Source organism: Enterobacter cloacae complex sp. HYC033_NIDB (genome assembly GCF_056673335.1).
Genome location: NZ_CP115123.1, coordinates 32,169 through 58,695, shown reverse-complemented (window position 1 = coordinate 58,695; position 26,527 = coordinate 32,169). Strand labels below are relative to the sequence as shown.

Annotated in this window: 23 protein-coding genes; 13 read left to right on the top strand and 10 right to left on the bottom strand. The window is 56.1% G+C overall.

Translation table 11 applies throughout. The features are described 5' to 3' along the window. Positions 1–31 precede the first annotated feature (31 nt). From O1721_RS00265 to zupT, 5 genes are all read right to left on the bottom strand, one after another. On the bottom strand, positions 32–1,093 hold the full coding sequence (locus tag O1721_RS00265; RefSeq protein WP_479953481.1) for a fimbrial protein: 1,062 nt from the start codon (positions 1,091–1,093) through the stop codon (positions 32–34). Continuing rightward, positions 1,077–1,838, bottom strand: a complete 762-nt coding sequence (locus tag O1721_RS00260) for a fimbrial biogenesis chaperone (protein WP_032649573.1) — start codon at positions 1,836–1,838, stop codon at positions 1,077–1,079. The genes O1721_RS00265 and O1721_RS00260 overlap by 17 nt, the downstream gene beginning before the upstream one ends. Before the next feature lie 9 nt (positions 1,839–1,847). Continuing rightward, positions 1,848–4,292, bottom strand: a complete 2,445-nt coding sequence (locus O1721_RS00255) for a fimbria/pilus outer membrane usher protein (RefSeq protein ID WP_032668624.1) — start codon at positions 4,290–4,292, stop codon at positions 1,848–1,850. A 76-nt stretch (positions 4,293–4,368) separates the two neighbouring features. After that, positions 4,369–4,929: a fimbrial protein gene (locus tag O1721_RS00250; RefSeq protein WP_015571893.1), complete on the bottom strand. Its 561-nt coding sequence runs from the start codon at positions 4,927–4,929 to the stop codon at positions 4,369–4,371. A 266-nt stretch (positions 4,930–5,195) separates the two neighbouring features. After that, positions 5,196–5,969: a zinc transporter ZupT gene (gene zupT / locus O1721_RS00245; RefSeq protein WP_015571892.1), complete on the bottom strand. Its 774-nt coding sequence runs from the start codon at positions 5,967–5,969 to the stop codon at positions 5,196–5,198. Positions 5,970–6,099: 130 nt separating this feature from the next. Between zupT and ygiD the strand changes: the two genes are divergently transcribed. Further along, a complete protein-coding gene (ygiD, locus tag O1721_RS00240; RefSeq protein ID WP_032649568.1) occupies positions 6,100–6,888 on the top strand; it encodes a 4,5-DOPA-extradiol-dioxygenase in 789 nt (262 codons plus the stop codon). Between the two features lie 82 nt (positions 6,889–6,970). On the opposite strand, the gene O1721_RS00235 is transcribed toward ygiD, so the two are convergent. The 3 genes from O1721_RS00235 to tolC form a co-directional block, all read right to left on the bottom strand. After that, on the bottom strand, positions 6,971–8,131 hold the full coding sequence (locus O1721_RS00235) for a glutathionylspermidine synthase family protein (RefSeq protein WP_017384039.1): 1,161 nt from the start codon (positions 8,129–8,131) through the stop codon (positions 6,971–6,973). A 2-nt stretch (positions 8,132–8,133) separates the two neighbouring features. Further along, positions 8,134–8,799, bottom strand: coding sequence for a DUF1190 family protein (locus tag O1721_RS00230; protein WP_032649565.1), 666 nt, complete (start codon positions 8,797–8,799; stop codon positions 8,134–8,136). 194 nt (positions 8,800–8,993) lie between these two features. After that, positions 8,994–10,472, bottom strand: a complete 1,479-nt coding sequence (gene tolC / locus O1721_RS00225) for an outer membrane channel protein TolC (RefSeq protein WP_023295455.1) — start codon at positions 10,470–10,472, stop codon at positions 8,994–8,996. Between the two features lie 203 nt (positions 10,473–10,675). On the opposite strand from tolC, the gene nudF reads away from it, so the two are divergent. The 5 genes from nudF to parE are packed head-to-tail and all read left to right on the top strand — an operon-like array spanning position 10,676 to position 15,084. After that, positions 10,676–11,308 carry an ADP-ribose diphosphatase gene (gene nudF / locus O1721_RS00220; RefSeq protein ID WP_045324815.1) on the top strand — a complete coding sequence of 211 codons (633 nt, stop codon included), beginning with the start codon at positions 10,676–10,678 and terminating at the stop codon, positions 11,306–11,308. Next, positions 11,305–11,727 (top strand): DUF1249 family protein, encoded by a 423-nt coding sequence (locus O1721_RS00215; protein WP_003862516.1) that lies wholly within the window; start codon positions 11,305–11,307, stop codon positions 11,725–11,727. Before nudF ends, O1721_RS00215 begins: the two co-directional genes overlap by 4 nt. Positions 11,728–11,754: 27 nt before the next feature. Next, positions 11,755–12,582 (top strand): 3',5'-cyclic-AMP phosphodiesterase, encoded by an 828-nt coding sequence (cpdA, locus tag O1721_RS00210; protein WP_017384043.1) that lies wholly within the window; start codon positions 11,755–11,757, stop codon positions 12,580–12,582. After that, the gene (gene yqiA / locus O1721_RS00205) at positions 12,582–13,163 is read left to right on the top strand and encodes an esterase YqiA (protein WP_015571888.1); all 582 of its coding nucleotides are present in this window, start codon (positions 12,582–12,584) and stop codon (positions 13,161–13,163) included. The genes cpdA and yqiA overlap by 1 nt, the downstream gene beginning before the upstream one ends. A gap of 28 nt (positions 13,164–13,191) precedes the next feature. Continuing rightward, complete coding sequence (parE, locus tag O1721_RS00200) at positions 13,192–15,084, top strand: DNA topoisomerase IV subunit B (RefSeq protein ID WP_017384044.1); 1,893 nt, start codon at positions 13,192–13,194, stop codon at positions 15,082–15,084. 85 nt (positions 15,085–15,169) lie between these two features. Here the strand turns inward: parE and O1721_RS00195 are convergent, their stop codons facing one another. Continuing rightward, the gene (locus tag O1721_RS00195; protein ID WP_032649563.1) at positions 15,170–17,299 is read right to left on the bottom strand and encodes a TonB-dependent siderophore receptor; all 2,130 of its coding nucleotides are present in this window, start codon (positions 17,297–17,299) and stop codon (positions 15,170–15,172) included. A gap of 384 nt (positions 17,300–17,683) precedes the next feature. Here O1721_RS00195 and O1721_RS00190 point away from each other — a divergent pair, with 384 nt between their 5' ends. The 5 genes from O1721_RS00190 to O1721_RS00170 are packed head-to-tail and all read left to right on the top strand — an operon-like array spanning position 17,684 to position 22,345. Continuing rightward, positions 17,684–18,496 carry an ABC transporter ATP-binding protein gene (locus O1721_RS00190; protein ID WP_017384046.1) on the top strand — a complete coding sequence of 271 codons (813 nt, stop codon included), beginning with the start codon at positions 17,684–17,686 and terminating at the stop codon, positions 18,494–18,496. Next, a complete protein-coding gene (locus O1721_RS00185) occupies positions 18,493–19,476 on the top strand; it encodes a FecCD family ABC transporter permease (RefSeq protein ID WP_032649559.1) in 984 nt (327 codons plus the stop codon). The genes O1721_RS00190 and O1721_RS00185 overlap by 4 nt, the downstream gene beginning before the upstream one ends. Next, complete coding sequence (locus tag O1721_RS00180) at positions 19,473–20,513, top strand: FecCD family ABC transporter permease (RefSeq protein ID WP_017692658.1); 1,041 nt, start codon at positions 19,473–19,475, stop codon at positions 20,511–20,513. The genes O1721_RS00185 and O1721_RS00180 overlap by 4 nt, the downstream gene beginning before the upstream one ends. A gap of 9 nt (positions 20,514–20,522) precedes the next feature. Next, positions 20,523–21,473: an iron-siderophore ABC transporter substrate-binding protein gene (locus tag O1721_RS00175; protein WP_032649558.1), complete on the top strand. Its 951-nt coding sequence runs from the start codon at positions 20,523–20,525 to the stop codon at positions 21,471–21,473. Next, positions 21,470–22,345 (top strand): MurR/RpiR family transcriptional regulator, encoded by an 876-nt coding sequence (locus tag O1721_RS00170; protein WP_032649556.1) that lies wholly within the window; start codon positions 21,470–21,472, stop codon positions 22,343–22,345. Before O1721_RS00175 ends, O1721_RS00170 begins: the two co-directional genes overlap by 4 nt. Before the next feature lie 41 nt (positions 22,346–22,386). Here the strand turns inward: O1721_RS00170 and O1721_RS00165 are convergent, their stop codons facing one another. After that, positions 22,387–23,226 (bottom strand): AraC family transcriptional regulator, encoded by an 840-nt coding sequence (locus tag O1721_RS00165; protein WP_032649553.1) that lies wholly within the window; start codon positions 23,224–23,226, stop codon positions 22,387–22,389. A 166-nt stretch (positions 23,227–23,392) separates the two neighbouring features. Here O1721_RS00165 and O1721_RS00160 point away from each other — a divergent pair, with 166 nt between their 5' ends. Then, on the top strand, positions 23,393–25,207 hold the full coding sequence (locus O1721_RS00160; RefSeq protein ID WP_032649551.1) for a DUF2264 domain-containing protein: 1,815 nt from the start codon (positions 23,393–23,395) through the stop codon (positions 25,205–25,207). A gap of 31 nt (positions 25,208–25,238) precedes the next feature. Then, positions 25,239–26,504 carry an oligosaccharide MFS transporter gene (locus O1721_RS00155; RefSeq protein WP_015571880.1) on the top strand — a complete coding sequence of 422 codons (1,266 nt, stop codon included), beginning with the start codon at positions 25,239–25,241 and terminating at the stop codon, positions 26,502–26,504. Positions 26,505–26,527: the final 23 nt, after the last annotated feature.

Genomic DNA, 26,527 nt, shown 5'->3' with positions numbered 1-26,527 from the left:
AAAAAGCCGGGGAAACCCGGCTTTTTTGTTTCTAGTGGTAGTTAATTTTGAACAGTACCACGGTTTCAAACGGCCCGGACTGAATCGCTTTCCCTTCTTCCCGTGAAAGTTCAGCCGTGTAGTTTTGCTCAACATTCATCGTATCGCCCGTAAAATCGGCGTACTCCTTGTACTGGTTGAAGGTGTAAGGCTCCGTTCCGTTAAGAATACGCAGCTTTAACCCATTCCCTATCAGTACCGCGGTGTCGTCTGCGCTAAGCGTTTCGGTTGTGTAAAACGACGAGTCCATCTTAAATCCGTCCGAGCACTGGGCATCCTGCACTTTGGTGGTTCGTATTGAAAACGTGCGCATACGCGTCTGCTGATTCACAATGTCGCGCGCGCTGAAGGCGCCGAAGTCGATCTCCTGATTTTCAGGGAAAATGCTAAACGTCGCTCCACAATCAAGCACCGTAATGTTTTGCAGTCCGTTGATGTGATACTTGAGGTTCTTCGCGTCGGCCATCTGATTAACGCCACCCTTACCGTCAAACTGCACAACGATGTAATCGCTGAGCGAACTGAAATAACCATGTGGCGGCATAGCCTTAATTCGCACGAAAAGTCGTAATCGGGCGACGAACGTGCGTGAAATATGGATATCATCCGGATTGCCGGAGCAGATGCGATTCTCCCAACCCATCTGGCGGATTTGATCCGCGGTGTAAATGGTGATGTTATCGTTGTCCAGGCACTGGCGGGTATCCACGCCGTTGGGCTGGCCCGTGGCATCGTAATCTATGCCTTCATAGGTGACGCCCAGTTCATAATAGGGATCGGTTGCGGCAGGATAAGGGTTCACCCATGCAAAGACATCTTCCGGCTCAAAATTGCTCGTGACGTTGTTATCACACGTCACCGGAATTTTAATGTCATCAGACTCCCATATTTTTTGACCAACCTGAGCGTTGCTGGGTATCGCAAAAGGGGTGATCGTTTTTGTCTCCTCGACGGGGCCGCCAGATCCACCCAGATAGCAGTTAAGCGCCAGCGCATCTTTCAAAGGCAGCGCTGAAAGCAGCAGTGTAAACAGGAAACTAGCGAGCTTTTGCATCTTTATCGATTTTCCGTTCGGTAGGTTTACATAGCGCCGTTCCGGTGCACTGCACGTCGACTTTTTTTAGGGCGCCGTAATCGTCGATATAGCCGATGCTGTAATAACTACCGTGGTAATCACCGGTAGAGGCGGTTGCCGTGGCGAAAGGCGCAATCATCAGACTGTCAAAACCCGGCAGCATGGTTTTGGCATTTTTGCTCAGCCACGCCAGCGTGATGTAGTACGGCGTAGGGTTGTGGACCGTGAGTCCTTTCGCGCTGGCGGTAATTTCCATGCGCATTTCAGCCAGTTCGCCGGATTTTTTGCTAATCGCTTCCGGACGCCAGAACAGCTTGATTCGGCTCTGCATGGCAACCTGCATCACGCTGCGCTCCTCGCTGGCGCTGATGCTTTTTGGCGGTACTTCACGCAGGTTGAAATAAAACAGCGATTCCCTGTCTTTTGGCAACTGGCGGGTGGCGGCTTGTTTAACAATTCTTACCTGCGACGAGGCGCCCGCTTCGATACGTTGAATGGGGGGAAGCGCCATAAAGTGCGCATCTTCTTTATGCCCCTTTTCATCTTCAATCCAGGAGAGCGCCAGATAAGGCAGCGCCTTGCTCTGGTTGTCCACTTTCAGGCTGCTGGCCTTGTCGCTTTCTGGAAAAACAATGCGCGTGCGGTCCAGATTAATGGCCGCATGGGTGGTAAATGCTGTGCTGATTAGCATCAGGCACAGGCTTTTAATCGGCGTTAATTTCATGATGATTTCTTACTGACACGGCAGTATCAACTGCATACTGATTTCTAAGTGAGAAGGTAACGAGAAGCGACACTGTTGGTTGTCGCCCCATGTCACGCGAAACTGCTGTTCTGGCTCAACGGCGCCGAGCCAGACGTGGCCTTCATCGGCCACCATCCCAACCTGCAAATCGTTTGCTTCCAGGCGAACAATCGCCCCGAGCGGTGGCGTTCCTGATGACATCCGCAGAACACCTGCCACGTCCCGACCTGCACGCGTGGCAATCTGACGAAAACCAATGGCCCCCTCAGTCCAGGTTGAGGTCACGACGCGGTTGTCCACGTCCACGCCATCCGGAAGGTTGTTCATATTGATCTGCACGCTGGAGGGGGAATAGCTGGAGAATGACGGTAAAACGCCGATGCCAAAACGGTTGGTCTCATCTCGCGACATGTTCAGCGGGATATTGCCTACCCCGTCGGTGCTGACCATTACGCGGGGTTCATTACCGTAGCTGCGCCGGTGCAGCGCGGCGCCTTTCACCGTTGAGGTGAAGGAACCGCTCCAGCTTGCGCTGAGGGAGTTATATTCGTCAGCTTTATAGCTGCCGGAGAGATTAAGATCGCCGTACGCAGAATAATGCTGATAATTCCCGCTGAACTGCGCCCCGGAGTCTGGCTTCCCGCTCTCCGCGCCCGCGGAAACGCCCCAGGTGTTATTGCGATCCGACGTGTCGTACCACGACACGTTATGGCTCAGCGTGTCGCGGTTACGCAGGTCATAGTTAAGTCGATGATCGGGATCGAGCGGTACGCTGAGCGAGAGATAGAACTGAGTATCGTCACTTTCGTCTTTCTCATCGTAATGCGTTTTACTCCAGGACAGGGTTACGCCAAGGTTCTTCCAGCGGCCCATATCAAAGTTGTAGCCCGCCGTGATACTGCCGGTCGTGGAGGGTGAATCATTCCACCATGTCTGACGCAGCATATTGACGTACAGGTTCAGGGATAACGCCGAAATGTACTGGCTTGCCGTCACGCTCAGGGTTTGTTTTTCCGACTGGCGGTCACCGTCGTCATAATCAAGGTAGCGGGCGTAGCTCAAAAACTGTGGATCTGAGTAGCGGTAGCTGGCGAGCGTAAGCTGACTGCCGGTGGTATCGAAACGCTTGCTGTAGTTAATGCGATAGCTGTAACCCGTCTGGCTGCGCTGGTGTGGCAGCTGGCTGGTGGCCTGCGTGACGTCAAAAGAGAGCGCCCCCAGCCAGGCCATATTCTGGCCGATCCCGGCAGCGAGGGAAAGATAGCGGTCGCCATCGGCCAGCGTACCGCCATACAGGGAGGTGTGCGACAGCATGCCCCAGGAAAATTCGCCGCTCATGAAGGCGTTATCTTCAACGTCATGGGAGGCGCCCTGGCGCGCTTTACCCGCCGCGAGCTTGTAGCGCACCTGACCCTTGCGCGTTAAAAATGGTACGGATTCGGCCGAGACCTGGAAGGTGCTGACGCGTCCATCCTCTTCCGTGACTTTGACGTCCAGCGTGCCCTGAACCGACTGGTTAAGATCCTGAATAACAAAAGGGCCTGGCGGCACTTTACTCTGGTAAATCACGCGATCGGCAAGGCTTACGGTTACCGTGGCGTTGGTTTGCGCTATCCCGGTAATCTGCGGGGCATAGCCGCGCAGCGACCATGGCAGCATACGTTCATCGCTGATTAGCGATGCGCCGGTGTAGGTAAAGGCGTCAAAAATTGCGGACTGGAAATCCGTTTCACCCAACGTCAGTTTCGCACCGATCGAGGGCAGAGGGCGGAACATATACACGCGTGAAAAACGTCCATTATGCTCCGAGCCTGCGTCAGTATGGCTTTGCGTGTACTGGTAATCGCTGCGTAGCCGCCACGCGCCCATGTTCGCACCGGCGGTGCCATAGGTATTGGCGTTGTCATTGTTGCTGCCGCTATTGGGCTGATAATGGCTGGCAAAAAGATTGTAATCCAGCAGTACGCCCGGCACGCCGATGTCCCAGGTGGATGGCGGCATCCAGTCAACCGCACGGTATTGCAGCCACGCCTGGGGGATGGTCACTTTCAGGGTCTGGCTGCCTTGCTCAAAAGTAAATCGGATGTCGGGTCTGGCGGAGAAATCAACGCATCCCTCTTTCTCAGGCAAAGCGTGGCGAACGTCATCCTGCAACGCAAAGGTATCGACCAGCTCGGGGGGAATACAGACCTGAACGGCATTATTTATTTCTCGCCAGCGAAGCTGCCAGCCATTTGCCAGCGGAATATCATTGACGGCAACCGTAACGAAATAGCTTCCCGGCGTAACCGATATTTGATCTTTAAACAGTGATAAATCGACGCTGCCGCGCTGATCTTTATCGATGGCGTTTATATTAAACTCGGTGGCAGAGGCAACTTTCGTCATTAACAGGGACGCAATGATGATTATCCATTGTAATTTGTATGTCATCATCCTGTTACTCGAGTAAATAGAGAGTGCCGACCGGTATGAATTACCAGTCGGCTGGTGCCGTGACGTAACAGAATTATTTGTACATCAGGACGTAGTTAGCCGTGGCTTCAACCTGGCCTGCCGTCGCAGTTTTACCTGTAGGGACTTCCATAACCGCTTTGAAATGCAGCGTCTGGGTGGTTGAACCCGCCAGCAACTCAACCTCGTTGGCCTCTCCCAGCGTGATAGCAGACTCCGCGTTATCCAGCAGACGCACCCCCACGTTCTGCGCACCGCTTGCATAGGTGTTGCTCATCAGGCTGGTATCCGCCGCGTCTGTCGCTGCGCTGGTAAAGGTCACATCCACTTTGGTAATTGGCGTGTCGGTCTCGTCTGCCGGATCGTCAAGCTGGCAGTTTTCCAGATTGATATCGACCGGTACCGGGGTAGATTTTTTGTTGGCGTTGATAACAGCCGTGGTCACTTCACCCAGATCGACTTCTTTATCAACGCTGTCTGGTGCGATACTGCACGGTGCGTCAATAACAATACCTTTGAATGTGATTTTTCCTGAGCCTTGATCATCTGCAAAAGCAGCACCCGATACAATGACTGCCATAGCCGTCGCTAACAGTAGTTTTTTACCCATATACATGAAAATATCCTTTTTCAGAGTGATTCATAATGTGAATATTAATTTCAGAATACTCGCGAAGTATACGAATTGGGGTGGGGAGACGCGATTAACATGACTTAAATATATTTTTAGATGGTTTTAATTAATATTTGCAGGCTATCTTAAGAGGCGTGGTTTTTCGGGATTTTAACAGGTCTATATTTTTCAGGTTATTATAGGTGAAATATATAGGATTGTTTTTTTGAATAATATATAGCCTCCGTATAAAACGGAGGCATAAATTCTTAGCCAATACCGGCCGTTTGCAGCAGTACCAGACTCATCCCCATCACTGACATTCCACACAGTACGCCGTAGCTGGGGTTATTGTTGGGATCGATCTCTTTCGCCAGCGGCATCAGCTCATCGACAGAGAGCGCGACCATAATCCCGGCCACGGCAGCCATAATCGCAGCCATCACAATCGGGGAGACGAGGCTACCGAGGATCAGCCACGCCAGCACGCCGCCGAGAATTTCAGCCATCCCGGAGATACCCGCCCAAAAGACCGCCGTACGTTTTGAACCCGTGGCGGCATAAACGGGCCCGGCAACGGCAAGTCCTTCAGGAATATTGTGCAAAGCCACGGCCAGCGCCACACCAAAACCCATTTCCAGGTTGCTGCTGGCCGTGACATAGGTGGCGATACCTTCCGGAAAGTTATGCAGGCTGATACCCAGCGTCAGCAGAATGGCCGTGCGTTTGATATTGCCCGGGATGGGGGTAACGCTTTTTTGCATTAAATCCTGCGGGTGCGCGTGAGGAAGAATACGGTCAAGCGCAAAATAACCCAGCAGTCCAATGATAAACATGCCATAGCCCAGAACAGGCGACATACCTTCGGTGTGAAGCGCGGCGGGCAGCATCTCCATCAGCGAGATAAGCAGCATGATCCCGGCGGCGAAACCCAGCGAGAAGGCCAGAAGGCGATTAGAGGGTTTTTGCCCGAGTACCCCGAGGAACGCACCGATAAAGGTTGCGGCGCCCGCGAGTAAGGTCAAAATCAACGGTACTGACATGCATTCTCCTTAAGCGATATCTGACATTCAAATTTCCTGATGATGATCTTCACGGTTATCTGCGTTCATCTTCACCTGAATGCGCGTAATGTAGGCCCATCACATTGCCACCTCCTCTAAGGATATCACCATGTCTTCTTCTCGTATGCCAGCACTGTTTTTAGGCCATGGCAGCCCAATGAACGTCCTGGAAGATAACGTCTATACCCGCGCCTGGCGTCAACTGGGTGAGACGTTACCGCGTCCGAAGGCAATTGTGGTGGTCTCTGCGCACTGGTTTACCCGGGGTACCGGCGTGACGGCCATGGAAACGCCAAAAACGATTCATGATTTTGGCGGCTTTCCGCAGGCGCTGTATGACACGCATTATCCTGCTCCGGGCTCCCCCGAGCTGGCGCAGCGGCTGGTTGATCTGCTTGCCCCTGTTCCGGTTGCGCTGGACAAAGAAGCCTGGGGCTTTGACCACGGCTCATGGGGGGTGTTGATCAAAATGTATCCGGATGCCGATATTCCGATGGTGCAACTGAGTATCGACAGCACCAAACCGGCTGCATGGCACATGGAGATGGGGCGTAAGCTGGCTTCGCTTCGTGATGAGGGCATCATGCTGATTGCCAGTGGCAACGTGGTACACAATCTGCGTACGGTACGCTGGCACGGTGAAAATACGCCGTACCCTTGGGCAACAGCCTTTAATGACTATGTAAAAGACAACCTGACCTGGCAAGGGCCGGCCGAACGACACCCTTTGGTGAACTATCTGGATCACGACGGCGGTTCGCTCTCTAACCCGACGCCGGAACACTTCTTGCCATTGCTGTATGTATTAGGCGCATGGGATGGTCAGGAGGTTATTACAATCCCGGTCGACGGTATTGAGATGGGGAGCTTGAGTATGCTGTCGGTGCAGGTGGGGTAAAAACATGTCGGGTGGCGGCTTCGCCTTACCCGACCTACATATTGAGCGTAGGCCCGGTAAGCGTAGCGCCACCGGGCAAGTCTTACTCGACGAAAATATGCGGGTAGAAACGCGACAGATCCTGCGTAATCAGCGCGCGATCTTCGCGAATGCCAATCCCGGCAGGCTGATCGTTAATAAGCCAACTGCCGATCAACGTATAGCTGTCGCCAAACTTCGGCAGTTGATAAAACGCCTGGACGATCATCCCTTCTTCACCGTACGGCCCTTCAACCGCTTCCAGCGTTTTACCGTTTTCGATAATCGAGACGTTTGCCCCTTCACGGGAGAAGATTGGCTTAACGACGTATTTCTCCATCGGTGGGAAATCATCTTCAGCAAAGTAAGCAGGCAGCAGGTTCGGGTGATTCGGGAACATCTCCCACAGCATCGGCAGCAGGGCTTTATTGGAGATAATGCTCTTCCAGGCCGGTTCCAGCCAGCGCACGCCGGCGTCTTCCAGTTTGGTAGAGAACATTTCCCGCAGCATGTATTCCCACGGATAGAGCTTGAACAGGTTGCTGATGACCTGATCCTGCATGTCCGTAAACTGACCTTTTTCACCTAAACCGATATCTTCGATATAGAGGAATTCCGTCGCCACTTCCGCTTCGGCTGCGCAGTCCTGCAAATACTGAACCGTACCGCGATCTTCTTCGGTATCGCGGCAGCAGGCGAGGTGCAACAGGTTGAAACCGTGCTGTTCACGCAGTTCGACGAAACGCTCAATCAACTTTTCCTGAAGGCTGTTGAACTGGTCGCTGCCTTCGGGCAAGTTTCCGGCATTTGCCTGATCTTCCAGCCAGATCCACTGGAAGAACGCGGCTTCGTACAGAGAGGTTGGTGTATCCGCGTTGTTTTCTAAAAGCTTCGGTTCACCCACGCCATCCCATGCCAGATCGAGGCGAGAGTAGAGCGAAGGCTGGTTCGTTTTCCAGGACTGACGAACAAAACTCCAGGTGTGCTTCGGAATGCGGAATTTGGTCATCAGCTCATCGCTGTCGATGACTTTTTCTACTACCTTCAGGCACATCTGGTGCAGCTCTGCGGTTACCTCTTCAAGCTTTTCGACCTGAGCGAGCGTGAGCTTATAGTAAGCATCTTCACACCAGTACGGCTCGCCGTACATGGTGTGAAAGTTGAAACCGTATTCGGTGGCTTTTTCGCGCCAGTCCGGGCGCTCAACAATACTGACTCGTTCCATGATCAGCCGCCCATTGAGCGGGTTGAGGAGCCGTTCGCACTACGCTGCATGGTGGTTTGTTTGGCAACAGACTCACCAAAGCCGCCACGGGTAATGGTGCTGGTGGTGGCTGGTTTCGGCGCCATTGCGGTTTTCGGTACGGTCATCGTACGGCCTGGCGTTGCAGCACCGTAACCCTTGCCGGTGGCATCGGTGTATTTACCGTAGGCCGGGCTGTTCGGGTTTTTGGAGCTAAACAGCGGCTGCTGCTGGTAGCCCGCACCGCCGCTCATCAAACGGCCCATCATATAACCCGCCATCAGCGGCATCCAGAAGCTGCCGCTGGACTGTGCCTGCGCCTGGTTTTCCGGTGCCATACCCGCCTGAGCAGGTGCCTGCTGGCACTGGCCTTCACCGAATTCGGCTACACAGTCTTCGCGAGAGGCATATTTCGGCGCGGTACGTTCCGCTTCTTTGAGGGCGTTGTTATAGGCCGTCGTACACTCAGCGGCTTTACCGGTTGCGCTCGCGCAGTCGTCGGCGTTTTGATACAGCGAAACCGTTTCGTCGTTTTGCTCACAGCCTGCCAGCATAAAGACGGCGGTGACCGCCAGCGCGACAGGTGTCAGGTGGCGTGCGTTCCAGCTTTTGCGGAACGACGCGTGATTCATCGTTTTTGTCCGTTTCATATTTGTCTTCCAGGACCCAGTGGTAATAACGCTCAGGATAGAGGATGAGTGGTTGAAAATGAAGCGAAGAGGGGCGAAATGCGGGGGATCTTTACGTTGGCTTACGTTCAGGTGTGATTTTGCGCCGGGTGGCGCTGTGCTTACCCGGCCTACGGTTAAGTAGGCCCGATAAGCTCAGCGCCATCGGGCAAGGCTTAATGACGGAACGGATTCGTACCGCTGCTGGCAGGTGCGGTGCTACGCGCTGCCGCTGGCTGCGCAAGCGGGGCGCTGCTGTTAGGGGTTAAATTATCAACGGCGGCATCCTGCTGTGGATTTTCCGGCGCGACGCTGTCAGGCGACGTAGGGACCGGTTTGCCCAGCGTGCTGTTCAGCATTTGCAGATCCTGCTCGTTCAGCGTACCCAGCGCCTGCTTTATGTTCAGCTGGTTAATCAGATACTGATAACGTGCGCTGGAGAGCTGCTGTTTCGCGTTATACAGCGTGGTCGTTGCGTCTAACACGTCCACGATGGTACGCGTACCTACGGAGTAACCCGCTTCGTTCGCATCCAGTGAGCTCTGGGCAGAGACGACGGCCTGTTTATAGGCGTTGATGCTGCTGATAGAGGCATTTACGTTGTTGTAGGAAGAACGCACGGTCTGCACCACGTTGCGGTGTGCGCTTTCCAGCTGCTCGCTGGCACCCACAAAGTTGTACTGCGCCTGTTTAACCTGAGAGTTAACCATCCCGCCCTGGTACAGCGGCAGAGAGAAGCTCAGACCCACTTTGTTCTGGCCAACGTTGCTGTCGTCATAGGCCTGAGAGGTCGTTTTAGACCCGCTGTAGCTGGTGTCCGATACGCCGGTAGAGGCGCTCAGGCTCAGAGTTGGCAGGTGACCATCCTGTGCAAGACGGATCTGTTCGCGCGCCAGATCCTGGCTCAGGCGTGCCTGCAACAAGGTCAGGTTGCGGTTTTCCGCTTCTTTCAGCAGGGCGTTAACCGCCTGCGGTTTGTCCGTTTTGAAACTGTCCACGTTCAGAGAGGCCAGCTCAGGATAGTAGTTACCGGTGACCTGACGCAGTGCTTCCAGGGCGTTGTCGAGGTTGTTACGTGCGGTCACTTCGTTAGCCAGTACGGTATCGTACTGTGAACGGGCGTTCTGCACGTCAGTAATGGCGACCAGGCCCACGTTAAAACGCTGGGTGGTTTGATCTAACTGACGGTAAACCGCCTGTTTCTGCGCTTCGGTGTAGGAGAGGGCGTCAATCGCGCTCAGAACCTGGAAATAGGCGGTCGCGGTATTCAGGATCAGCGTCTGCTGATCGGTCTGATAGGTGACATCCTGAATGCCGGCGCTCTTTTCCTGCAAGCTCAGTTCCCGCCATTTGGACATGTCGAACAGGGTTTGTGTAAGCTGTAAAGAGGCGCTGGTGGCATTCGAATCGATGCCATTGTTATCGCGAAAACCGTTAGTGTAGGTATAATCTGCACCTAAGCCTAACTGCGGCAGCAGTGGACTACGTGCTTCGTTAATCTTTTCAAACGCAGCATCACGATCGGCCGCTGATTTACGTAAATCAGGGTTGCCCAGACGTGCCTGCTGGTAGACCTGTAACAGGTTTTCTGCCTGGCTCATTGCACTGAAGCCCGTCAGGCTCAGGCCGATAAGGATGGGGAGCAATTTCTTCATTTGCATTCCTTGTTGTGAAGCAGTATTAGCGCTGATCTAATTAAAAATAATTGCCGATTCTAACAGAATCATCCACACCAAAAGGTTGGCGTAACGTGCCATCTGGCGGTAATTTGCTCCAATCTACCATATAGCCATACAAACGGCAGCCAAACAGCCTTGAAATTCACAATTTCATCACCATTGCTACCAGGACTCGACCGATGCAAAAACCAGAAAACGTGCCTGTCACCTTCGCCAAAAACGATGTAGAAATTATTGCACGAGAAACGCTTTATAGCGGTTTTTTTTCAATGGAACTTTACCGTTTCAGGCATCGTCTGTTTAACGGTGAGATGAGCGGTGAAATCAAACGCGAAATTTTTGAGCGCGGGCATGCGGCTGTGTTGCTACCCTATGACCCTGTGCGTGATGAAGTGGTGCTGGTCGAACAGGTGCGTATTGCGGCTTATGATACCAGCGATACGCCATGGTTGCTGGAGATGGTGGCAGGGATGATCGAAGAAGGTGAGTCGGTCGAAGACGTCGCTCGCCGTGAGGCGGTGGAAGAGGCGGGCCTGGCGATCGGCCGGACGAAACCGGTGTTGAGCTACCTGGCAAGCCCGGGTGGGACAACGGAACGTTCATCTATTATGGTGGGCGAAGTGGACGCCAAGACAGCGGAAGGGATCCACGGTCTGGCAGATGAAAACGAAGATATTCGGGTTCATGTGGTGAGTCGGGAGCAGGCTTACCAGTGGGTAGAAGAGGGGAAAATCGACAACGCAGCGTCTGTCATCGCCCTGCAATGGCTACAGCTGCATTATCAGACATTACGACACGAGTGGAAAAAATGAAGCGTTATACACCTGACTTCCCAGAAATGATGCGCCTGTGCGAAACCAATTTCGCCCAGCTGCGCCGCCTGCTGCCGCGAAACGACGCGCCCGGCGAAACGGTGAGCTATCAGGTGAGCAACGCGCAGTATCGGTTAACGATAACAGAATCAACGCGCTACACTACGCTGGTGGAGATTGAGCAAACGGCGCCGAGCATCAGCTACTGGAGCCTGCCGTCGATGACGGTACGTCTTTATCATGACGCGATGGTCGCTGAAGTGTGTTCAAGCCAGCAGATCTTTCGCTTTAAAGCGCGGTATGATTACCCGAATAAAAAGTTGCATCAACGCGACGAAAAGCATCAAATTAACCAGTTTTTAGCCGACTGGCTAAGATATTGTTTAGCACATGGAGCAATGGCGATTCCGGTTTGTTAGCGTCATAAACCTACCTAAGGACACCATTTGGAAAGCCTGTTGAACCTGACTGTTGCTGGTGGGGCGCCAGTCAGGATATTACAAATCACCGACACCCACCTTTTTGCCGAAAAGCATGAGACGCTTCTGGGCGTGAACACCTGGGAGAGTTATCAGGCGGTTCTTGACGCGATCCATGCTGAAAAGCGGCCATGCGATCTGATCGTCGCGACGGGCGATCTGGCGCAGGATCAATCCTCCGCAGCCTATCAGCATTTTGCTGAAGGGATTGCGAGCTTTAGCGTGCCTTGCGTCTGGCTACCGGGCAATCACGATTTTCAACCCGCTATGTACAGTTCGCTTCAGGATGCGGGGATTTCACCGGCAAAATGTGTCTTTGCGGGGGACCAGTGGCAAATTCTGCTCCTCGACAGTCAGGTGTTTGGCGTTCCCCACGGTGAGTTGAGCGACTATCAGCTTGACTGGCTGGAGACAAAACTGGCCGCCGAACCGAATCGCAATACGCTGCTGTTGCTGCATCATCACCCGCTGCCGGCGGGCTGTAGCTGGCTCGATCAGCACAGCTTACGCAACTCTGCGGCGCTGGACGGCGTACTGGCGAAATTTCCGCGCGTAAAAAATTTGCTGTGCGGGCACATTCACCAGGAACAGGATCTCGACTGGAATGGTCGCCGCCTGCTCGCGACGCCCTCTACCTGCGTGCAGTTTAAGCCGCACTGCGCCAACTTTACGCTGGATACCATCGCACCGGGCTGGCGCTGGCTGGAGCTGCATGCCGATGGCTCGCTGACCACCGAAGTTTGCCGTCTGACCGGGGCTCAATTCCGCCCGGATACCGCTTCGGAAGGCTATTGATGTCGACGCTTCTCTATCTGCATGGGTTTAACAGCTCACCACGATCGGCGAAAGCGACGCAGCTTCGCCAGTGGCTGAGCGCGAATCATCCCCACGTGGAGATGATTATTCCGCAGTTGCCCCCTTATCCGGCGGATGCGGCAGAGATGCTGGAATCGATCGTGCTTGAACACGGCGGCGAATCGTTTGGCGTTGTCGGGTCGTCGCTCGGCGGCTACTACGCCACCTGGCTGTCGCAGTGCTTTATGTTACCCGCTGTCGTCGTCAACCCGGCGGTCCGGCCATTTGAGCTGTTAAGGGACTTTCTTGGCGAAAACGAGAACCCCTACACCGGCCAACAATATGTGCTAGAGTCACGCCATATTTACGATCTCAAAGTTATGCAGGTCGACCCGCTTGAAGCGCCCGATCTTATCTGGCTGCTGCAACAGACGGGAGATGAAGTGCTGGATTACCGCCAGGCAGTGGCGTATTACGCATCCTGCCGCCAGACTGTAGAAGAGGGCGGTAACCATGCTTTCACGGGCTTTGAAGATCATTTCACCCAGATTGTCGATTTTCTTGGACTGCACAGCCACTGACAATCAATGCGAATTGCTAGCTTAAATCATGACGCAAACCTATAACGCTGATGCCATTGAGGTACTCACCGGGCTTGAGCCGGTTCGCCGCCGCCCGGGGATGTACACCGATACGACGCGCCCAAACCACCTGGGCCAGGAAGTAATTGATAACAGTGTGGACGAAGCGCTGGCAGGCCATGCCAGACGCGTGGACGTTATCCTGCACGCCGATCAGTCGCTGGAAGTTATCGACGACGGCCGCGGCATGCCGGTAGATATCCACCCGGAAGAGGGTGTTCCAGCCGTTGAGCTGATCCTCTGTCGTCTGCACGCGGGCGGTAAGTTCTCCAACAAAAACTACCAGTTCTCCGGCGGCTTGCACGGCGTGGGGATCTCCGTGGTTAACGCCCTGTCAAAGCGCGTGGAAGTGAACGTTCGTCGCGATGGCCAGGTGTATAACATCGCGTTTGAAAACGGCGAAAAAGTGCAGGATTTGCAGGTCGTCGGGACGTGCGGTAAACGCAACACCGGCACCAGCGTCCATTTCTGGCCTGACGAAAGCTTCTTTGACAGCCCACGCTTTTCCGTTTCTCGCCTGACGCACCTGCTGAAAGCCAAAGCGGTGCTGTGCCCGGGCGTGGAAATCACCTTTAAAGATCACGTAAACAACACCGAACAGAGCTGGCGCTACGAAAAGGGTCTGAACGACTACCTGTGCGAAGCGGTTAACGGCCTGCCGACCCTGCCGGAAAAACCGTTCGTCGGGAATTTCGAAGGTGACACCGAAGCGGTGGACTGGGCGCTGCTGTGGCTGCCGGAAGGCGGTGAGCTGCTGACGGAAAGCTACGTCAACCTGATCCCAACGCTGCTCGGCGGGACGCACGTCAACGGCCTGCGTCAGGGGCTGCTGGATGCGATGCGCGAGTTCTGCGAATACCGCAACATTCTGCCGCGCGGCGTGAAGCTTTCCGCAGAAGATATCTGGGACCGCTGCGCCTACGTGCTCTCCGTGAAGATGCAGGATCCGCAGTTTGCCGGTCAGACTAAAGAGCGCCTGTCGTCACGCCAGTGTGCGGCGTTCGTCTCCGGCGTGGTGAAAGATGCGTTTACCCTGTGGCTGAACCAGAACGTTCAGGCCGCAGAAATGCTGGCTGAAATGGCCATCTCCAGCGCCCAGCGTCGCCTGCGCGCGGCGAAGAAAGTGGTGCGTAAAAAGCTGACCAGCGGCCCCGCGCTGCCGGGCAAGCTGGCGGACTGTACCGCCCAGGATCTCAACCGCACCGAGCTGTTCCTGGTGGAAGGGGACTCGGCAGGCGGATCGGCCAAGCAGGCGCGCGATCGTGAATATCAGGCGATCATGCCGCTCAAGGGTAAGATCCTCAACACCTGGGAGGTCTCGTCTGATGAAGTGCTGGCCTCGCAGGAAGTACACGACATCTCCGTGGCGATCGGCATCGATCCGGACAGCGACGATCTGAGCCAGCTGCGCTACGGCAAGATCTGTATCCTCGCGGATGCGGACTCCGATGGTCTGCACATCGCCACGCTGCTCTGTGCGCTGTTCGTGAAGCACTTCCGCACGCTGGTGAAAAACGGTCACGTCCACGTGGCGCTGCCGCCGCTGTACCGTATCGACCTTGGCAAAGAAGTCTACTATGCGCTGACGGAAGAAGAGAAAGCGGGCGTGCTGGAGCAGCTCAAACGCAAGAAGGGCAAACCGAACGTTCAGCGCTTTAAAGGGCTGGGCGAGATGAACCCGATGCAGTTGCGTGAAACCACCCTGGATCCGAACACCCGCCGTCTGGTGCAGCTGACCATCAGCGATGAAGACGAACAGCAAACCAACGCCGTGATGGATATGCTGCTGGCCAAGAAACGTTCTGAAGACCGACGTAACTGGCTCCAGGAGAAAGGCGATATGGCGGATATTGAGGCCTGATGTCCCCTCACCCTAACCCTCTCCCACAGGGAAGGGGTTAGGATCGTAGGCCCGGTAAGCGTTAGCGCCACCGGGCTTTTTTACGTCAAAACTCCATCTTCACCGTAAACTGCACTTCACGCGGGTCGCCAATCTGGTTGCCCAGGTTGTTGGTCGTAATCGACGACGTGTAGTAGGTCTTATCGAACAGATTCTTCACGTTCACCTGTAGCGTCACCGGATATTGCAGCTTCATTTTGTACGCCGCAAATGCATCCGCCACGAAATAGCCCGGCAGATAATAATCCGCACCGTTAGTCGCTGAACGACGGCTTACGCCGTGCCCGCCGCCGCCAATTGTCAGCGTATTCCCGGCAAACGCATTGTGAATATCGTACGTCAGGAACAGGGAGCCGGTATGGCGCGGTACGTTCGGCAGCGGTTTGCCCGCGTAGTCCGGGTCTTCCAGCACCTTCGCATCGGTATAGCCGTAGCTGGCGATAATGTTGGTGTTCTCGGTCAGCGATCCGGCGAGATCCACTTCGACACCCTGCGAGCGCACGCGGCCCGCGGTTTTGGCGACGGTTTCATCACCGACGCTTTCGGTGTACAGCACGTTGCGCTTGTGGATATCAAACAGCGCGATGTTGGCGGTAATGCCGTCGAACAGGTCGAATTTAGCGCCTATTTCATACGCGTTCGACGTTTCCGGCGGCAGGTCGCCGATGTAGCTCGCAATGGACGACTGCGGCATAAACGTCTGGGAATAGTTGGCAAACAGGGAGACTGCCGGCGTGAGCTTGTATACCAGGCCCAGCTTCGGCGTCCACTGGTCGTCGCGGCTGTCGGTGTTGACGTTAAACGGACGGCCTTTGCCCGCGTACTGGGTGTAATACTGGTAGCGCAGTCCGGCAACGGCGATCCATTTATCGGTCAGGTACAGCGCGTCCTGCGCGTAGGCGGAGTAGCTCTCCTGCTTGATGGTTTGATCGCTGTCGGCTGCCGAGACGGTGGTGCACTTGCCGAGGCTGCCGTAGCTCGGGTTGTAAATATTGAAATCCTTAACGTTCTTACAACGGATCATGTCCGTGCGCAGCAGATCGTAATTCTCATACGACACGCCGGTCAGGATCTCATTGTAAAAGCCCGCGATGTCCACGTTCCCCTGCAAATCTGCCCGCGTTGTGTGCATACGCTGGGTCGAACCCTGGGTCGCATCCACGCGGCGGGTCAGGTTGCCGGTTTTTGAATCGTAGGCCATCACGCGAGCCTGGTTATCGCTGTACTTATCCTGGCTGTAGCTGTAGTCGAACTTCGCGGTCCACTGGCTGTTGAGCCGATACTCCGCGTTAAGCTGAGCGAGGTCGGACTGACCGTCGGTCACGTTAAATGGCTCATCAAAGCGGGTTTTGCGATCGACGTCGACGGCCTTTTTGGTGTTGAGATCGAAGATCGTTCCGCGATCGAACGGCGTTTTATAGTCGCGATGCGAATAGAGCACGGTCACGGTGGCATCATCGCCGAACCAGGTCAAAGACGGGGCGATAAAGGTGCTGCGTTCGGTGCCGAAATTACGCCAGTAATCCTCGTCCTGATACTCCCCCGTCAGGCGATAGGCCAGACGCGTACCTTCAATTGGACCGGTGACGTCAAACTGTCCGCTACCGCCGCCAAAGCTGGTTGATGTGGCAGAAATCGAGCCGCCGAAGGTTTTCTCCGGGCGTTTGGTCACCACGTTAATCAGGCCGCCGGGGTCGAGAATACCGTAAAGGGTCGAGGCCGGGCCTTTTAGCACCTCCACGCGCTCGGTTGCGGCATTGAAGCTGCGCGGCAGCACGGTGCGCAGGCCGTTGGTCATGATCGAGCCATCGCGGTTTGCGCCGAAGCCACGGCGCACGAAGGCATCCTGCGTGCCGCCCAGGGTGTTGGTCTGCACCACGTTGCTGACGTTATACAGCGCCTCGTCTAGCGTGGTCGCGTTTTGGTCTTCCAGCACTTTATCGCTGACGGTATTGACCACCTGCGGGATGTCCAGCATCGGCATGTTGGTCAGCGTGGCGGTGGAGGTGTTCAGGGGCTGATAGCCGCTGGTGGCGTCGGTGGAAGCGTAAGGATCGGCAGTGACGGTAAGCGTCTCACCGTCTTTTGCTGCTGCGTGCACCAGAGGCGCCATGAACAGGAGTGAAAAGAGCGCGCGCCCTTTTACCCCGGCGAATGAAGGTGTGAACTTAGCCATTACATCTGTTTTCCCAAAATATCCTGCGATGAAATGCTCGCGGAAGAATGTGTGAGTCATTGCCCTTACGGTCTGTCCGTTAGCCTCTACGGCATCGGACTTGTAATTGAGAATCATTCAAGCATGAGGGCATGTAGTAGTAAATGGAATAAATAAAAATTTCGCTACAGAGGTTTCTCTCTGGCTAACACGCTTCGATTTATTGTTTAAGGTTTTGAAAATAATTAATAAAAATGAATTTTAATTTGTGCGGTGATGCTCAATTATCCCTGGGTTTTACAGGGTGTATCTTCGCTTGACTACTACATGGAGCGGCGGCAAACTCACAAAAGAGAATGAGTTTTATTTTTATTTGTTGGTTTTTTTTCTTACGTTGGCGTTCACGTGGCTCACTACATCAAAAAGCCGGGACTGGTTCTTGAGAACCTCTCCGCGGGTTACCAGAAAAAAATCATCGTTGATGATATCTCCCTTGCGATCCCCCAGCAGAAAATGACTGTTCTGGTGGGCGCAAACGGCTGCGGAAAATCGACGCTGTTAAGTACCCTCGCACGGCTGCTTCAGCCGCTCGGCGGCAGCGCGGTGCTGGACGGCAAAGCCATCCACTCGCAGCCAACCAAAGCGGTCGCCCGCCAGCTCGGGATCCTGCCGCAGTCTCCGCTGCTTCCAGAAGGGTTAACCGTATTTGAGCTGGTCTCGCGCGGACGTTTCCCCTGGCAGAACGTGATGCGCCAGTGGAGCGAGGAAGACGAGCGGGCCGTGGAGGAGGCGTTACGCCTGACCGGAACGGCAGAGTTTGCCCATCATCTGGTTGAAAGCCTGTCCGGCGGCCAGCGCCAGCGCTGCTGGATCGCCATGGTGCTGGCGCAGCAAACGCCCTATATCCTGCTGGATGAACCCACGACGTACCTCGATCTTCGCTACCAGGTGGAGATCCTCGAACTGCTGCACACGCTGACGCGCCGGCACGGGCGCACCGTGGTGGTGGTTCTGCACGATCTCAACTTCGCCGTGAATTACGGTGATTCGCTGGTCTTTTTACGTCAGGGAAAGGTTGAGGGGGTACTGCATGAGGGCGACGCCTGCACGCCGGAGCTAATCAAAGCGGTGTTTGACGTCGACGTGCATATGTCGGTTAACCCGCTGACCGGCAAGCCGTTCTTTATGCCGTTCCGTCAGGCTGACGACAAACCATGATGCGCACGTCTGTGGCCTTTATTCTCTTTACGCTGCTGCTTCTGGCAGGCGCGATTGCGCACCTGAGCATCGGGGCGCGCGTTATCGCCCCCCGGACGGTAGTAGACGCATTTTTCCACTTCGACCCGCGCAATTTTGAGCATAGCGTGATCGTCAGGCTGCGCTTGATGCGGCTGTGCGCCGCCCTGGTGACGGGCGCGGCGCTCGGCGTCGCGGGCGTGCTGCTGCAGTCAGTGATCCGCAACCCGCTCGGCGAGCCGCATATCCTGGGGCTGAATGCAGGGGCGGCGCTGGCGGTGGTGCTGACGAGTGCCCTCGGGCTGTCGCTGCCGTTTGGCCGCCCTCTGATAGCCGCAGCTGGCGCCGCCGCGCTCTTTTTGCTGGTGCTAACGTTCTCCTCATCCGGGCGTACCGGTCTCACGCCGATGAAGGTCACGCTGTGCGGCGTGGCAATGTCGGCATTTGCCTCATCGATAACCGCCACGGTGTTGATTCTGGATGAACAGACGCTGCTGGCCATGCGGACCTGGCTTGCGGGGGATGTGGCGGGAGTCATCGGCGAGACGATCGCTAGCGCCGCGGGGGCCGCTGCCGTGGGTTTTGCGCTGGCACTCTGGCTGTCGCCGTCGCTGAACATGCTGGCGCTGGGCGAGAGAATGGCGCAGGGGCTTGGCGTGTCGCTGCTGAAAACGCGCCTGCTCGCGCTGCTGGCCATCGCCCTGCTGTGCGGCGCGGCGGTTTCAGTTGCCGGACCGATCGGGTTTATCGGACTCGTGGTGCCGCAGCTGATTCGCCGTCTGGTATCGGTGGACCTGCGCGTGATGGTGCCGCTTTCAGCTCTCTGCGGGGCGCTGGTTCTGCTGATGGCGGATATCGCCGCCCGTACGCTATTTACGCCGTATGAGCTGGCAACAGGCGTGATGACTGCGCTGGTCGGCGCGCCGGTCTTTATCCTTATGGCGTCAAGGATGTTCAAATGAACCGGGCTGGATTGAGGGCAGTACGATTTTTCTCCTTCTCGGCGCTGGTTCGCCCGAGGGCGCTGCTGTATCTGGCCGTATTATCGCTTGCCGCTCTCCTGCTGCTAAGTTTTGGCCTGACGCACGGTTCGCTGCCCATTCCTGCTTCCGCCATCGGACGTGCGCTGTTTTATCCTGAACGTCTGACGGCGGATGCGCATTACATTGTGATGGATATCCGCCTGCCGCGCCTGCTGATGGCGGTGCTGTGCGGCGCGATGCTCGGCATGGCGGGGGCGGCCATGCAGTCCATTACCCGCAACGGCCTTGCTGACCCCGGTCTTATCGGCGTGAAAGAGGGCTGTAGCGCGGCGGTGCTGCTGCTGATTTTTCAGTTTCCGGGATTGGGGCCGTACTGGCGTCCACTTATCGGCATGGCCGGTGGGCTGCTGACCGCGCTGCTGGTAGTGGCGCTGGCGCGTGATATCTCGCGCCCGCGATTCATCCTGATCGGCATCGGCGTGTCATGGGCGTTTGCCGCCGCGATGGGGGTCTTTATGACGACCGCCGACGTGCGCGACGTCCAGACGGCGATGCTGTGGCTGGCGGGGAGCCTGCATGCAGCAAGCTGGACGCTGGTCAGCATCGCTGCTGCCTGGACAGTGCCAGCGTTTGCGCTGCTGCTCTTTACCGCACGCGCCGCAGACGTAGCCTTGCTCGGCAACCACACTGCGACGGGGCTGGGCGTGCGGACTTCACGCCTCGCTCTGCTGCGCGTGTTTGCCCCCGTGGTGCTCACCGCGGCCTGCGTCTCCTGCGTGGGGAGTATCGGCTTTGTCGGGCTGATTGCTCCGCACATGGCGCGCCTGCTGCTGCGCGGAGGGCAAACGGCACTGCTGACGGGAAGTGCCGTACTGGGCGCGCTGCTGGTGCTGCTGGCGGATAACGTCGGGCGGCTGGCATTTCTCCCGTTGCAGCTGCCGGCGGGAATTGTCATTTCACTGATTGGCGGACCGTTTTTCCTGCTGCTGCTCTGGCAGCGTCGGGATCGATTTTAGGGGATAAAAATGCGCGTATTTTTTGCAATGCTGGTGCTGGTGGGTTTTGCTGTAGGAGCCGCAGAGCCAATGCAGACGTTTACTGACGACCTGAACCGCAACGTGGTGGTGCCGGTTAACCCGAAGCGGATTGTGTCCCTGCACGATCTGGATATCACCATTCCGCTGATCGAGCTTGGCGTACCGCCGGTTGCCAGCCATGGCCGCACCCGACCGGACGGCAGCCATTTTCTGCGTTCCAGCGGTATGCTGACGGGCATCGATTTTGATAATTCCGACATCACATTCATCGGCACCGCGGATATCGATATTGAAGCCATCGCCGCGGCGAAGCCGGATCTTATCATCACCGAGCCGACCCGCAACACGCCGGTCGAACAGCTGGAAAAAATTGCCCCGACGGTGAGTATCGATCACCTCGACGGCGGCGCGCCGGAGATCTACCGCAAGCTGGCGCAGCTTACCGGGACAGAGGCGCGGCTGAAGATTCTGGAGCGTCGCTATCAGGAGCAGATCGATGCGCTAAAGGCGACCATCGATACGAGCAAACTGACCGTCTCGGTGATTCAGGCCAATCAGGGCAAAATCAATGCCATGCACAGCTACCACTCGCTTGGGCGCGTGCTGCGCGACGCAGGGTTCAGGTTCCCGCCGCTGACTGAGAGCATCCCGGAGGGCGGGCGCATCGACGTCAGCGCCGAGCGCCTGCCGGAGCTGGATGCTGATTTTGTCTTTGCCACCTGGCGCGGGGACACCGGCGGGAAACCACAGGACGAGCTGGCGGCGATGGATGCGGTGATGCCGGGCTGGTGTCAGTTTCTCAACGCCTGCCGAACCGGGCATTACGTGCTCATCTCCCGCGAGGAAGCGATCTCAAATTCATTTGCCTCGCTGGGGCTGATGGCCGCGCAGGTGCAGTCGCAGATAGCGGGCCGTCCGCTGCCGGAGGCCTCACGATGATCCGAAAAATTGATGTCTACGGCGACCGCCTCCGCTCGCGGGCGCACCAGCTGACGCCGCGCCTGCTGCAGGTGGCGAGCTATATCAATGAAAATCGTGAAGCGGTTATGGAGCAGACGGCAATGGAGATTGCCGCTGTGCTACGCACCTCGGACGCCACCGTGGTGCGTGCCATTCAGGCGCTTGGGTTTGGCGGGCTGCGGGATCTCAAGCAGACCCTGGAGCAGTGGTTTGGCCCGGTGGTCACCTCCAGCGAGAAGATGTCCACCACGGTAAACACGCTTACCAGCGACGTCGACGCGAGCATCGATTTTGTGCTGGAAGGCCATCAACACACCTGCGCGGTGTTGTCCGAACCGGGCAACCGCTACGCGATGGCGCAGGCGGTGTCGCTGCTGGCGCAGGCGAGACAGGTCGCTATTTTTGGCATTGGTGCATCCGGCATTCTGGCTGAGTACACCTCGCGACTGTTTAGCCGTATAGGCCTGCCTGCGATCCCGCTCAACCGCACCGGTATTGGCCTCGCCGAACAGCTGATTGCCCTACAGCGCGGTGACGTGCTGGTAATGATGGCGCAAAAATCCGCGCACCGGGAGGGGCAGACCACGCTGCGCGAAGCGAAGCGCCTGGGTATTCCCACCATTTTGCTGACCAACGCCACGGACTCGCGCTTTAGCAAAGAGGCAAGCGTAGTGATCCACGTCCCGCGCGGCGGCGAGAAGGGCAAAATCCCGCTGCACGGCACGGTGCTGCTGTGCCTGGAGATGATTATTCTGTCCGTCGCCTCCACTGAGCCGCAGCGCACCATCAAGTCGATGAAGCGCATCAACGAGTTACACCGCGGATTAAAGCCGGGGAAAAAGAGCGGTTGATCTTCCCCCTCTCCCCGTGGGAGAGGGCTGGGGTGAGGGCGTCAAACCGCACGATGGTTCTTCCTGTACTGCAACGGCGTCTCGCCAATCCCCTTTTTAAATGCGCTGATAAACCACGTCACGTCGGAAAATCCCGCCTGTGCGGCAATGTCACGCACGCTCGAATCCGTGTGGAGTAAACACTCGCACGCCTTACGCAACCTTAGCGTGTTCAGGTAGTCGTGAATTTTTTCGCCCGTTTCCGCATGGAATCTTCGCGATACGTAACTGCGTGATTTACCCAGCTCTTCGGCCAGCGCGTCCAGACGAAATTTCTCCTGATAATGCTCGTCGAGCCAGAACATTACCTGGCTGGCGATCCCCTGGCTGTTGCCCGGCTCACCGTCGCGATCGTCGGGGAGCATCGCGAACAGGCCGATCAGCAGGCTGGCGATGCTCTCGCCGTTCATCGGCGGTTTATAGCAGCTTAACAGATGGTGGATATGGTGGTGACAGTGGGCTAAATCGGCGACCCACGCTTCGCCGCCACGGCGTGACAGCCGCTCCAGGCGCTGCCGGGTCTGGGGAAAATCCCGCAGGATCTTCAGCACCGCGTGCTGGTCGAGATGAATAATGGTGCGGCGGTAAATTGCCTCCGCCTGTTCGTCCACCATGACCTTGTGCAGCGTAAAAGGCGGGAAGAAAAACAGTCGTCCGGGGCGCATGGTGTAGTGACGATTATCGACAATCGCCACGCCAAAGCCCTCTTCCACATAGAGGATCTCCAGACACTGATGCCAGTGATGGTAGCGCACCGTATTGGCAAACAGGCGGCTGAACGAGGCCACGGTATCGTTCAGGGCGATCAGTTCCAGAAGGTCGGATGTCGGCGTGTCGCGCATAGTGCAATAAAACTCAACTTTTTCCCGTCTGATCGTCTTTATAAACCACCTTTTTAAATTTTCTCAACTGGAGGTTTATTCATCGTTCATGCCTGTGACATGGCTAACATTTCTGCCCCTTGCGGATTCACTATGCTTTGCCGCAGTTGATTACGAGGGCGAACCGATGTGGGCGGCAAACAAAGAAAAATCAAATCCGTTGTCTTCACGCCAGGAGGTAGTGGCGTCGTTGAATGCACTTTTACAGGCGCTGGACACGCAATTTCCGGCGAACCGTTCACGATTCCCGCTGGGCGACACCTGCGCCCATTACACAGCGGATATTGCGCAGATGGAGGGACTTTCTCGCGCGCTGTGGGGGCTGTTTCCGCTGATGGCATCTGGCGAAAGCACGCCGTTCAGCGAGAAGTACCTTACTGCCATTAAGCTTGGTACCGACCCGCAAAGCAGCGGCTACTGGGGTGAAACCGGCCCGTACGATCAACGTCTGGTGGAGATGGCGGCCTACGGTCTGGGGCTCGCTCTGCTGGGGGATAAACTCACCGCGCACTTTACCGGGCGCGAGGTGATGAACCTGCACGCGTGGCTCAACCAAATCACCGACGCGCAGATGCCGGACAGCAACTGGAACTATTTTGCCATTATGGTCCAGCTCGGCTTTAAGCGCGCCGGCCTGCCGTACGATCGGGCCGCCATTGACCACCGCTTTGCGCTGATGGACGCCTACTACCTCGGCGACGGCTGGTATTCCGACGGTCCCGGCCGCCCGAAAGATTACTACATCTCCATGGCTTTCCATTTCTACGGCCTGATTTACGCCACGCTGAGTGACGACGAGGCGAGGGCGAAGGTGCTGCGCGAGCGCTCGCGTCTGTTCGCGGAAGACTTTATCTACTGGTCCGCCGCCGATGGCGCCTCGGTGCCGTTTGGCCGCAGCCTGACCTACCGCTTTGCCATGGTTGCCTTCTGGAGCGCGGTGGCCTTTTCTCAACTGGACGTCTTCACCCCGGGCATCGTAAAGGGCATTGTGCTGCGGCATCTGCGCTGGTGGCAGCAGCAGTCGATTGTCGATCGCGACGGTATTCTCACCCTCGGCTTTGCGTATCCGAACCTGGCGATGTGCGAGGATTACAACTCCCCCGGTTCACCGTACTGGGCGCTGAAAACCTATCTGATCCTGGCGCTGCCGGAAGCACACCCGTTCTGGCAGGCGGAAGAACAACCGCTGCCCGCGCTTGCTGAAAAACATGTGATTCCGCATGCGCAGCAGATCCTGATGCATTCGAAAGATTCGCAGCACGTCGTCATGCTCACCGCCGGTCAGCTGGAGCTGAACAACTACGTCAACACCGAAGCGAAATACACCAAATTTGCCTACTCCAGCCGCTTCGGATTCACCCTTGAGCGCGGGCGTTTTGGCCTGAAGCATGCCGCCTGCGATTCCATGCTGCTGCTGGCGGACGGAGATGACTATTTCCGCGGACGTCGCGAGTGCGAAGAGGTTCGGGTGGATGAAAATTACATTTTCTCGCGCTGGTCGCCGTGGCGCGACGTGCAGATTGCGACCTGGCAGATCCCGTTCGGGGAGTGGCACCTGCGCCTGCACCGTATCAACAGCGCGCGCACTCTGCAAACCGTCGAGGGCGGCTTTGCGGTGATGAAAACCGCCCACCAGGTGCGCGAACGCGGTTGTTATCTGATGGCTGAAAACGGCAGCAGCGTCATTGTCGATCTCTCGCCGATCATTCAGCGCCAGCCAGACAGCATCGTCACGCCGCCGAACAGCAGCATTATGTTTGCGGAGTGCGCCTCCATTCCGCTGTTAAAAGCTGACCTCCCGCAAGGGGAAAGCTGGCTCTGTTGCGCCGTTCTGGCTGGCGGAAAACAGCCTGCTGCGGCGACGCCGCATCTGAATATAACCCATAACCAGGTCGTGATTAGCGAACCCGGAAGCGAACGTAAGCTGTCGTTCACATTATAAAAATCTGGCCCTACACCCCGGCGAGGATGATATGAAAAGCACATCGACAACCAACAGAACTGAATATTACAAAATCAGCAGCTTTATCTTTCTCTATTTCTTTACCTGGTCTGCCAGTATTGGTCTACTGGCGATCTGGCTCGGTCAGAAAGCCAACCTGAGCGGATCGGTGATTGGAACCGTCTTTGCGGTGAACGGGATATTCTCCGTTATTCTCAAGCCGATCTACGGCTATATTCTCGATAAGATCGGCATGAGCAAATATCTGCTCTATTTTGTGGTGATCATGTCGGCCCTGATGGCGCCATTCTTTATTTATGTTTACCAGCCGCTGTTAATGTCTAATACCCTGCTGGGGATTATTATCGGCGCGCTCTATTTAAGCTTTGCCTGGTACGCGGGCGTGGCGGCGTGTGAATCTTATTCCGACCGCTTTAGCCGTTTGAATGGCATGGAGTTCGGGCAGATCCGTATGTGGGGATCGCTCGGCTGGGCGGTGGCGTCATCTTTCTCCGGCCTGCTGTTCAACCTCTCACCGGCGTATAACTTTATTCTCGGCAGCGTGGCGTCGGTGGTGATGCTGATTGTCCTGCTGAGCCTGAAAGTGAACACTAACTCCGCTCACGCAGGCGAGGTGCTGACGAAAGAGAAAATTGCCCCGTCCGACGTTTACGCCCTGCTGCGTAACCGCAAATTCTGGGCCTTCTGCCTGTACGTGGCGGGCGTGGCATGGATGATGTTTATCGCCGAGCAGCAATTCTCGCGCTATTTCGTCACCTTCTTCGATGATATTCATGAGGGCAACGCCGTATTCGGCTATCTCGGGACCGTACAGTCGGGCATGGAATTTGTCATGTATATGGTGGTCCCGCTGTTTGTGAACTTTATTGGCGCCAAACGCGGGCTGTTAATTGTCGGGCTGGTGGTTGGGGCGCGTCTGATTATTTCCGGCATGTGTGATTCACACCTGTTAATTTCAGTGCTTAAGCCGCTGTACGGTCTGGAAATTTGTCTCCTGCTGGTGTCGGTATTTAAATATATCGCCGAGCATTTCGACAAGCGCGTCAATGCCACCATGTATTTACTCGGCTATCAGGCGATGCTCTACGTTGGCAACGTGGTGGTCTCTTCCCCTGCCGGCTATATGTATGACCGTATTGGCTTTGAGCACACCTATATCATCATGGGCGCAACGGCGCTGACCTTTACCCTTATTTCTGCTTTTACGTTATCCGCCTGTCAGAGCAAATGGCGCGGGGCTCGTGCGCTGAACGTAGCAGAAACGTCAACTCGATAAATTACGCCGTCAAAGAAGGAACC

Bases quoted from the DNA above. Each gene is read 5' to 3' on its own strand.
- O1721_RS00265 (WP_479953481.1), bottom strand. From the start codon at position 1,093: ATGCAAAAGCTCGCTAGTTTCCTGTTTACACTGCTGCTTTCAGCGCTG.
- O1721_RS00260 (WP_032649573.1), bottom strand. From the start codon at position 1,838: ATGAAATTAACGCCGATTAAAAGCCTGTGCCTGATGCTAATCAGCACA.
- O1721_RS00255 (WP_032668624.1), bottom strand. From the start codon at position 4,292: ATGACATACAAATTACAATGGATAATCATCATTGCGTCCCTGTTAATG.
- O1721_RS00250 (WP_015571893.1), bottom strand. From the start codon at position 4,929: ATGTATATGGGTAAAAAACTACTGTTAGCGACGGCTATGGCAGTCATT.
- zupT (WP_015571892.1), bottom strand. From the start codon at position 5,969: ATGTCAGTACCGTTGATTTTGACCTTACTCGCGGGCGCCGCAACCTTT.
- ygiD (WP_032649568.1), top strand. From the start codon at position 6,100: ATGTCTTCTTCTCGTATGCCAGCACTGTTTTTAGGCCATGGCAGCCCA.
- O1721_RS00235 (WP_017384039.1), bottom strand. From the start codon at position 8,131: ATGGAACGAGTCAGTATTGTTGAGCGCCCGGACTGGCGCGAAAAAGCC.
- O1721_RS00230 (WP_032649565.1), bottom strand. From the start codon at position 8,799: ATGAAACGGACAAAAACGATGAATCACGCGTCGTTCCGCAAAAGCTGG.
- tolC (WP_023295455.1), bottom strand. From the start codon at position 10,472: ATGAAGAAATTGCTCCCCATCCTTATCGGCCTGAGCCTGACGGGCTTC.
- nudF (WP_045324815.1), top strand. From the start codon at position 10,676: ATGCAAAAACCAGAAAACGTGCCTGTCACCTTCGCCAAAAACGATGTA.
- O1721_RS00215 (WP_003862516.1), top strand. From the start codon at position 11,305: ATGAAGCGTTATACACCTGACTTCCCAGAAATGATGCGCCTGTGCGAA.
- yqiA (WP_015571888.1), top strand. From the start codon at position 12,582: ATGTCGACGCTTCTCTATCTGCATGGGTTTAACAGCTCACCACGATCG.
- parE (WP_017384044.1), top strand. From the start codon at position 13,192: ATGACGCAAACCTATAACGCTGATGCCATTGAGGTACTCACCGGGCTT.
- O1721_RS00195 (WP_032649563.1), bottom strand. From the start codon at position 17,299: ATGGCTAAGTTCACACCTTCATTCGCCGGGGTAAAAGGGCGCGCGCTC.
- O1721_RS00185 (WP_032649559.1), top strand. From the start codon at position 18,493: ATGATGCGCACGTCTGTGGCCTTTATTCTCTTTACGCTGCTGCTTCTG.
- O1721_RS00180 (WP_017692658.1), top strand. From the start codon at position 19,473: ATGAACCGGGCTGGATTGAGGGCAGTACGATTTTTCTCCTTCTCGGCG.
- O1721_RS00175 (WP_032649558.1), top strand. From the start codon at position 20,523: ATGCGCGTATTTTTTGCAATGCTGGTGCTGGTGGGTTTTGCTGTAGGA.
- O1721_RS00170 (WP_032649556.1), top strand. From the start codon at position 21,470: ATGATCCGAAAAATTGATGTCTACGGCGACCGCCTCCGCTCGCGGGCG.
- O1721_RS00165 (WP_032649553.1), bottom strand. From the start codon at position 23,226: ATGCGCGACACGCCGACATCCGACCTTCTGGAACTGATCGCCCTGAAC.
- O1721_RS00160 (WP_032649551.1), top strand. From the start codon at position 23,393: ATGTGGGCGGCAAACAAAGAAAAATCAAATCCGTTGTCTTCACGCCAG.
- O1721_RS00155 (WP_015571880.1), top strand. From the start codon at position 25,239: ATGAAAAGCACATCGACAACCAACAGAACTGAATATTACAAAATCAGC.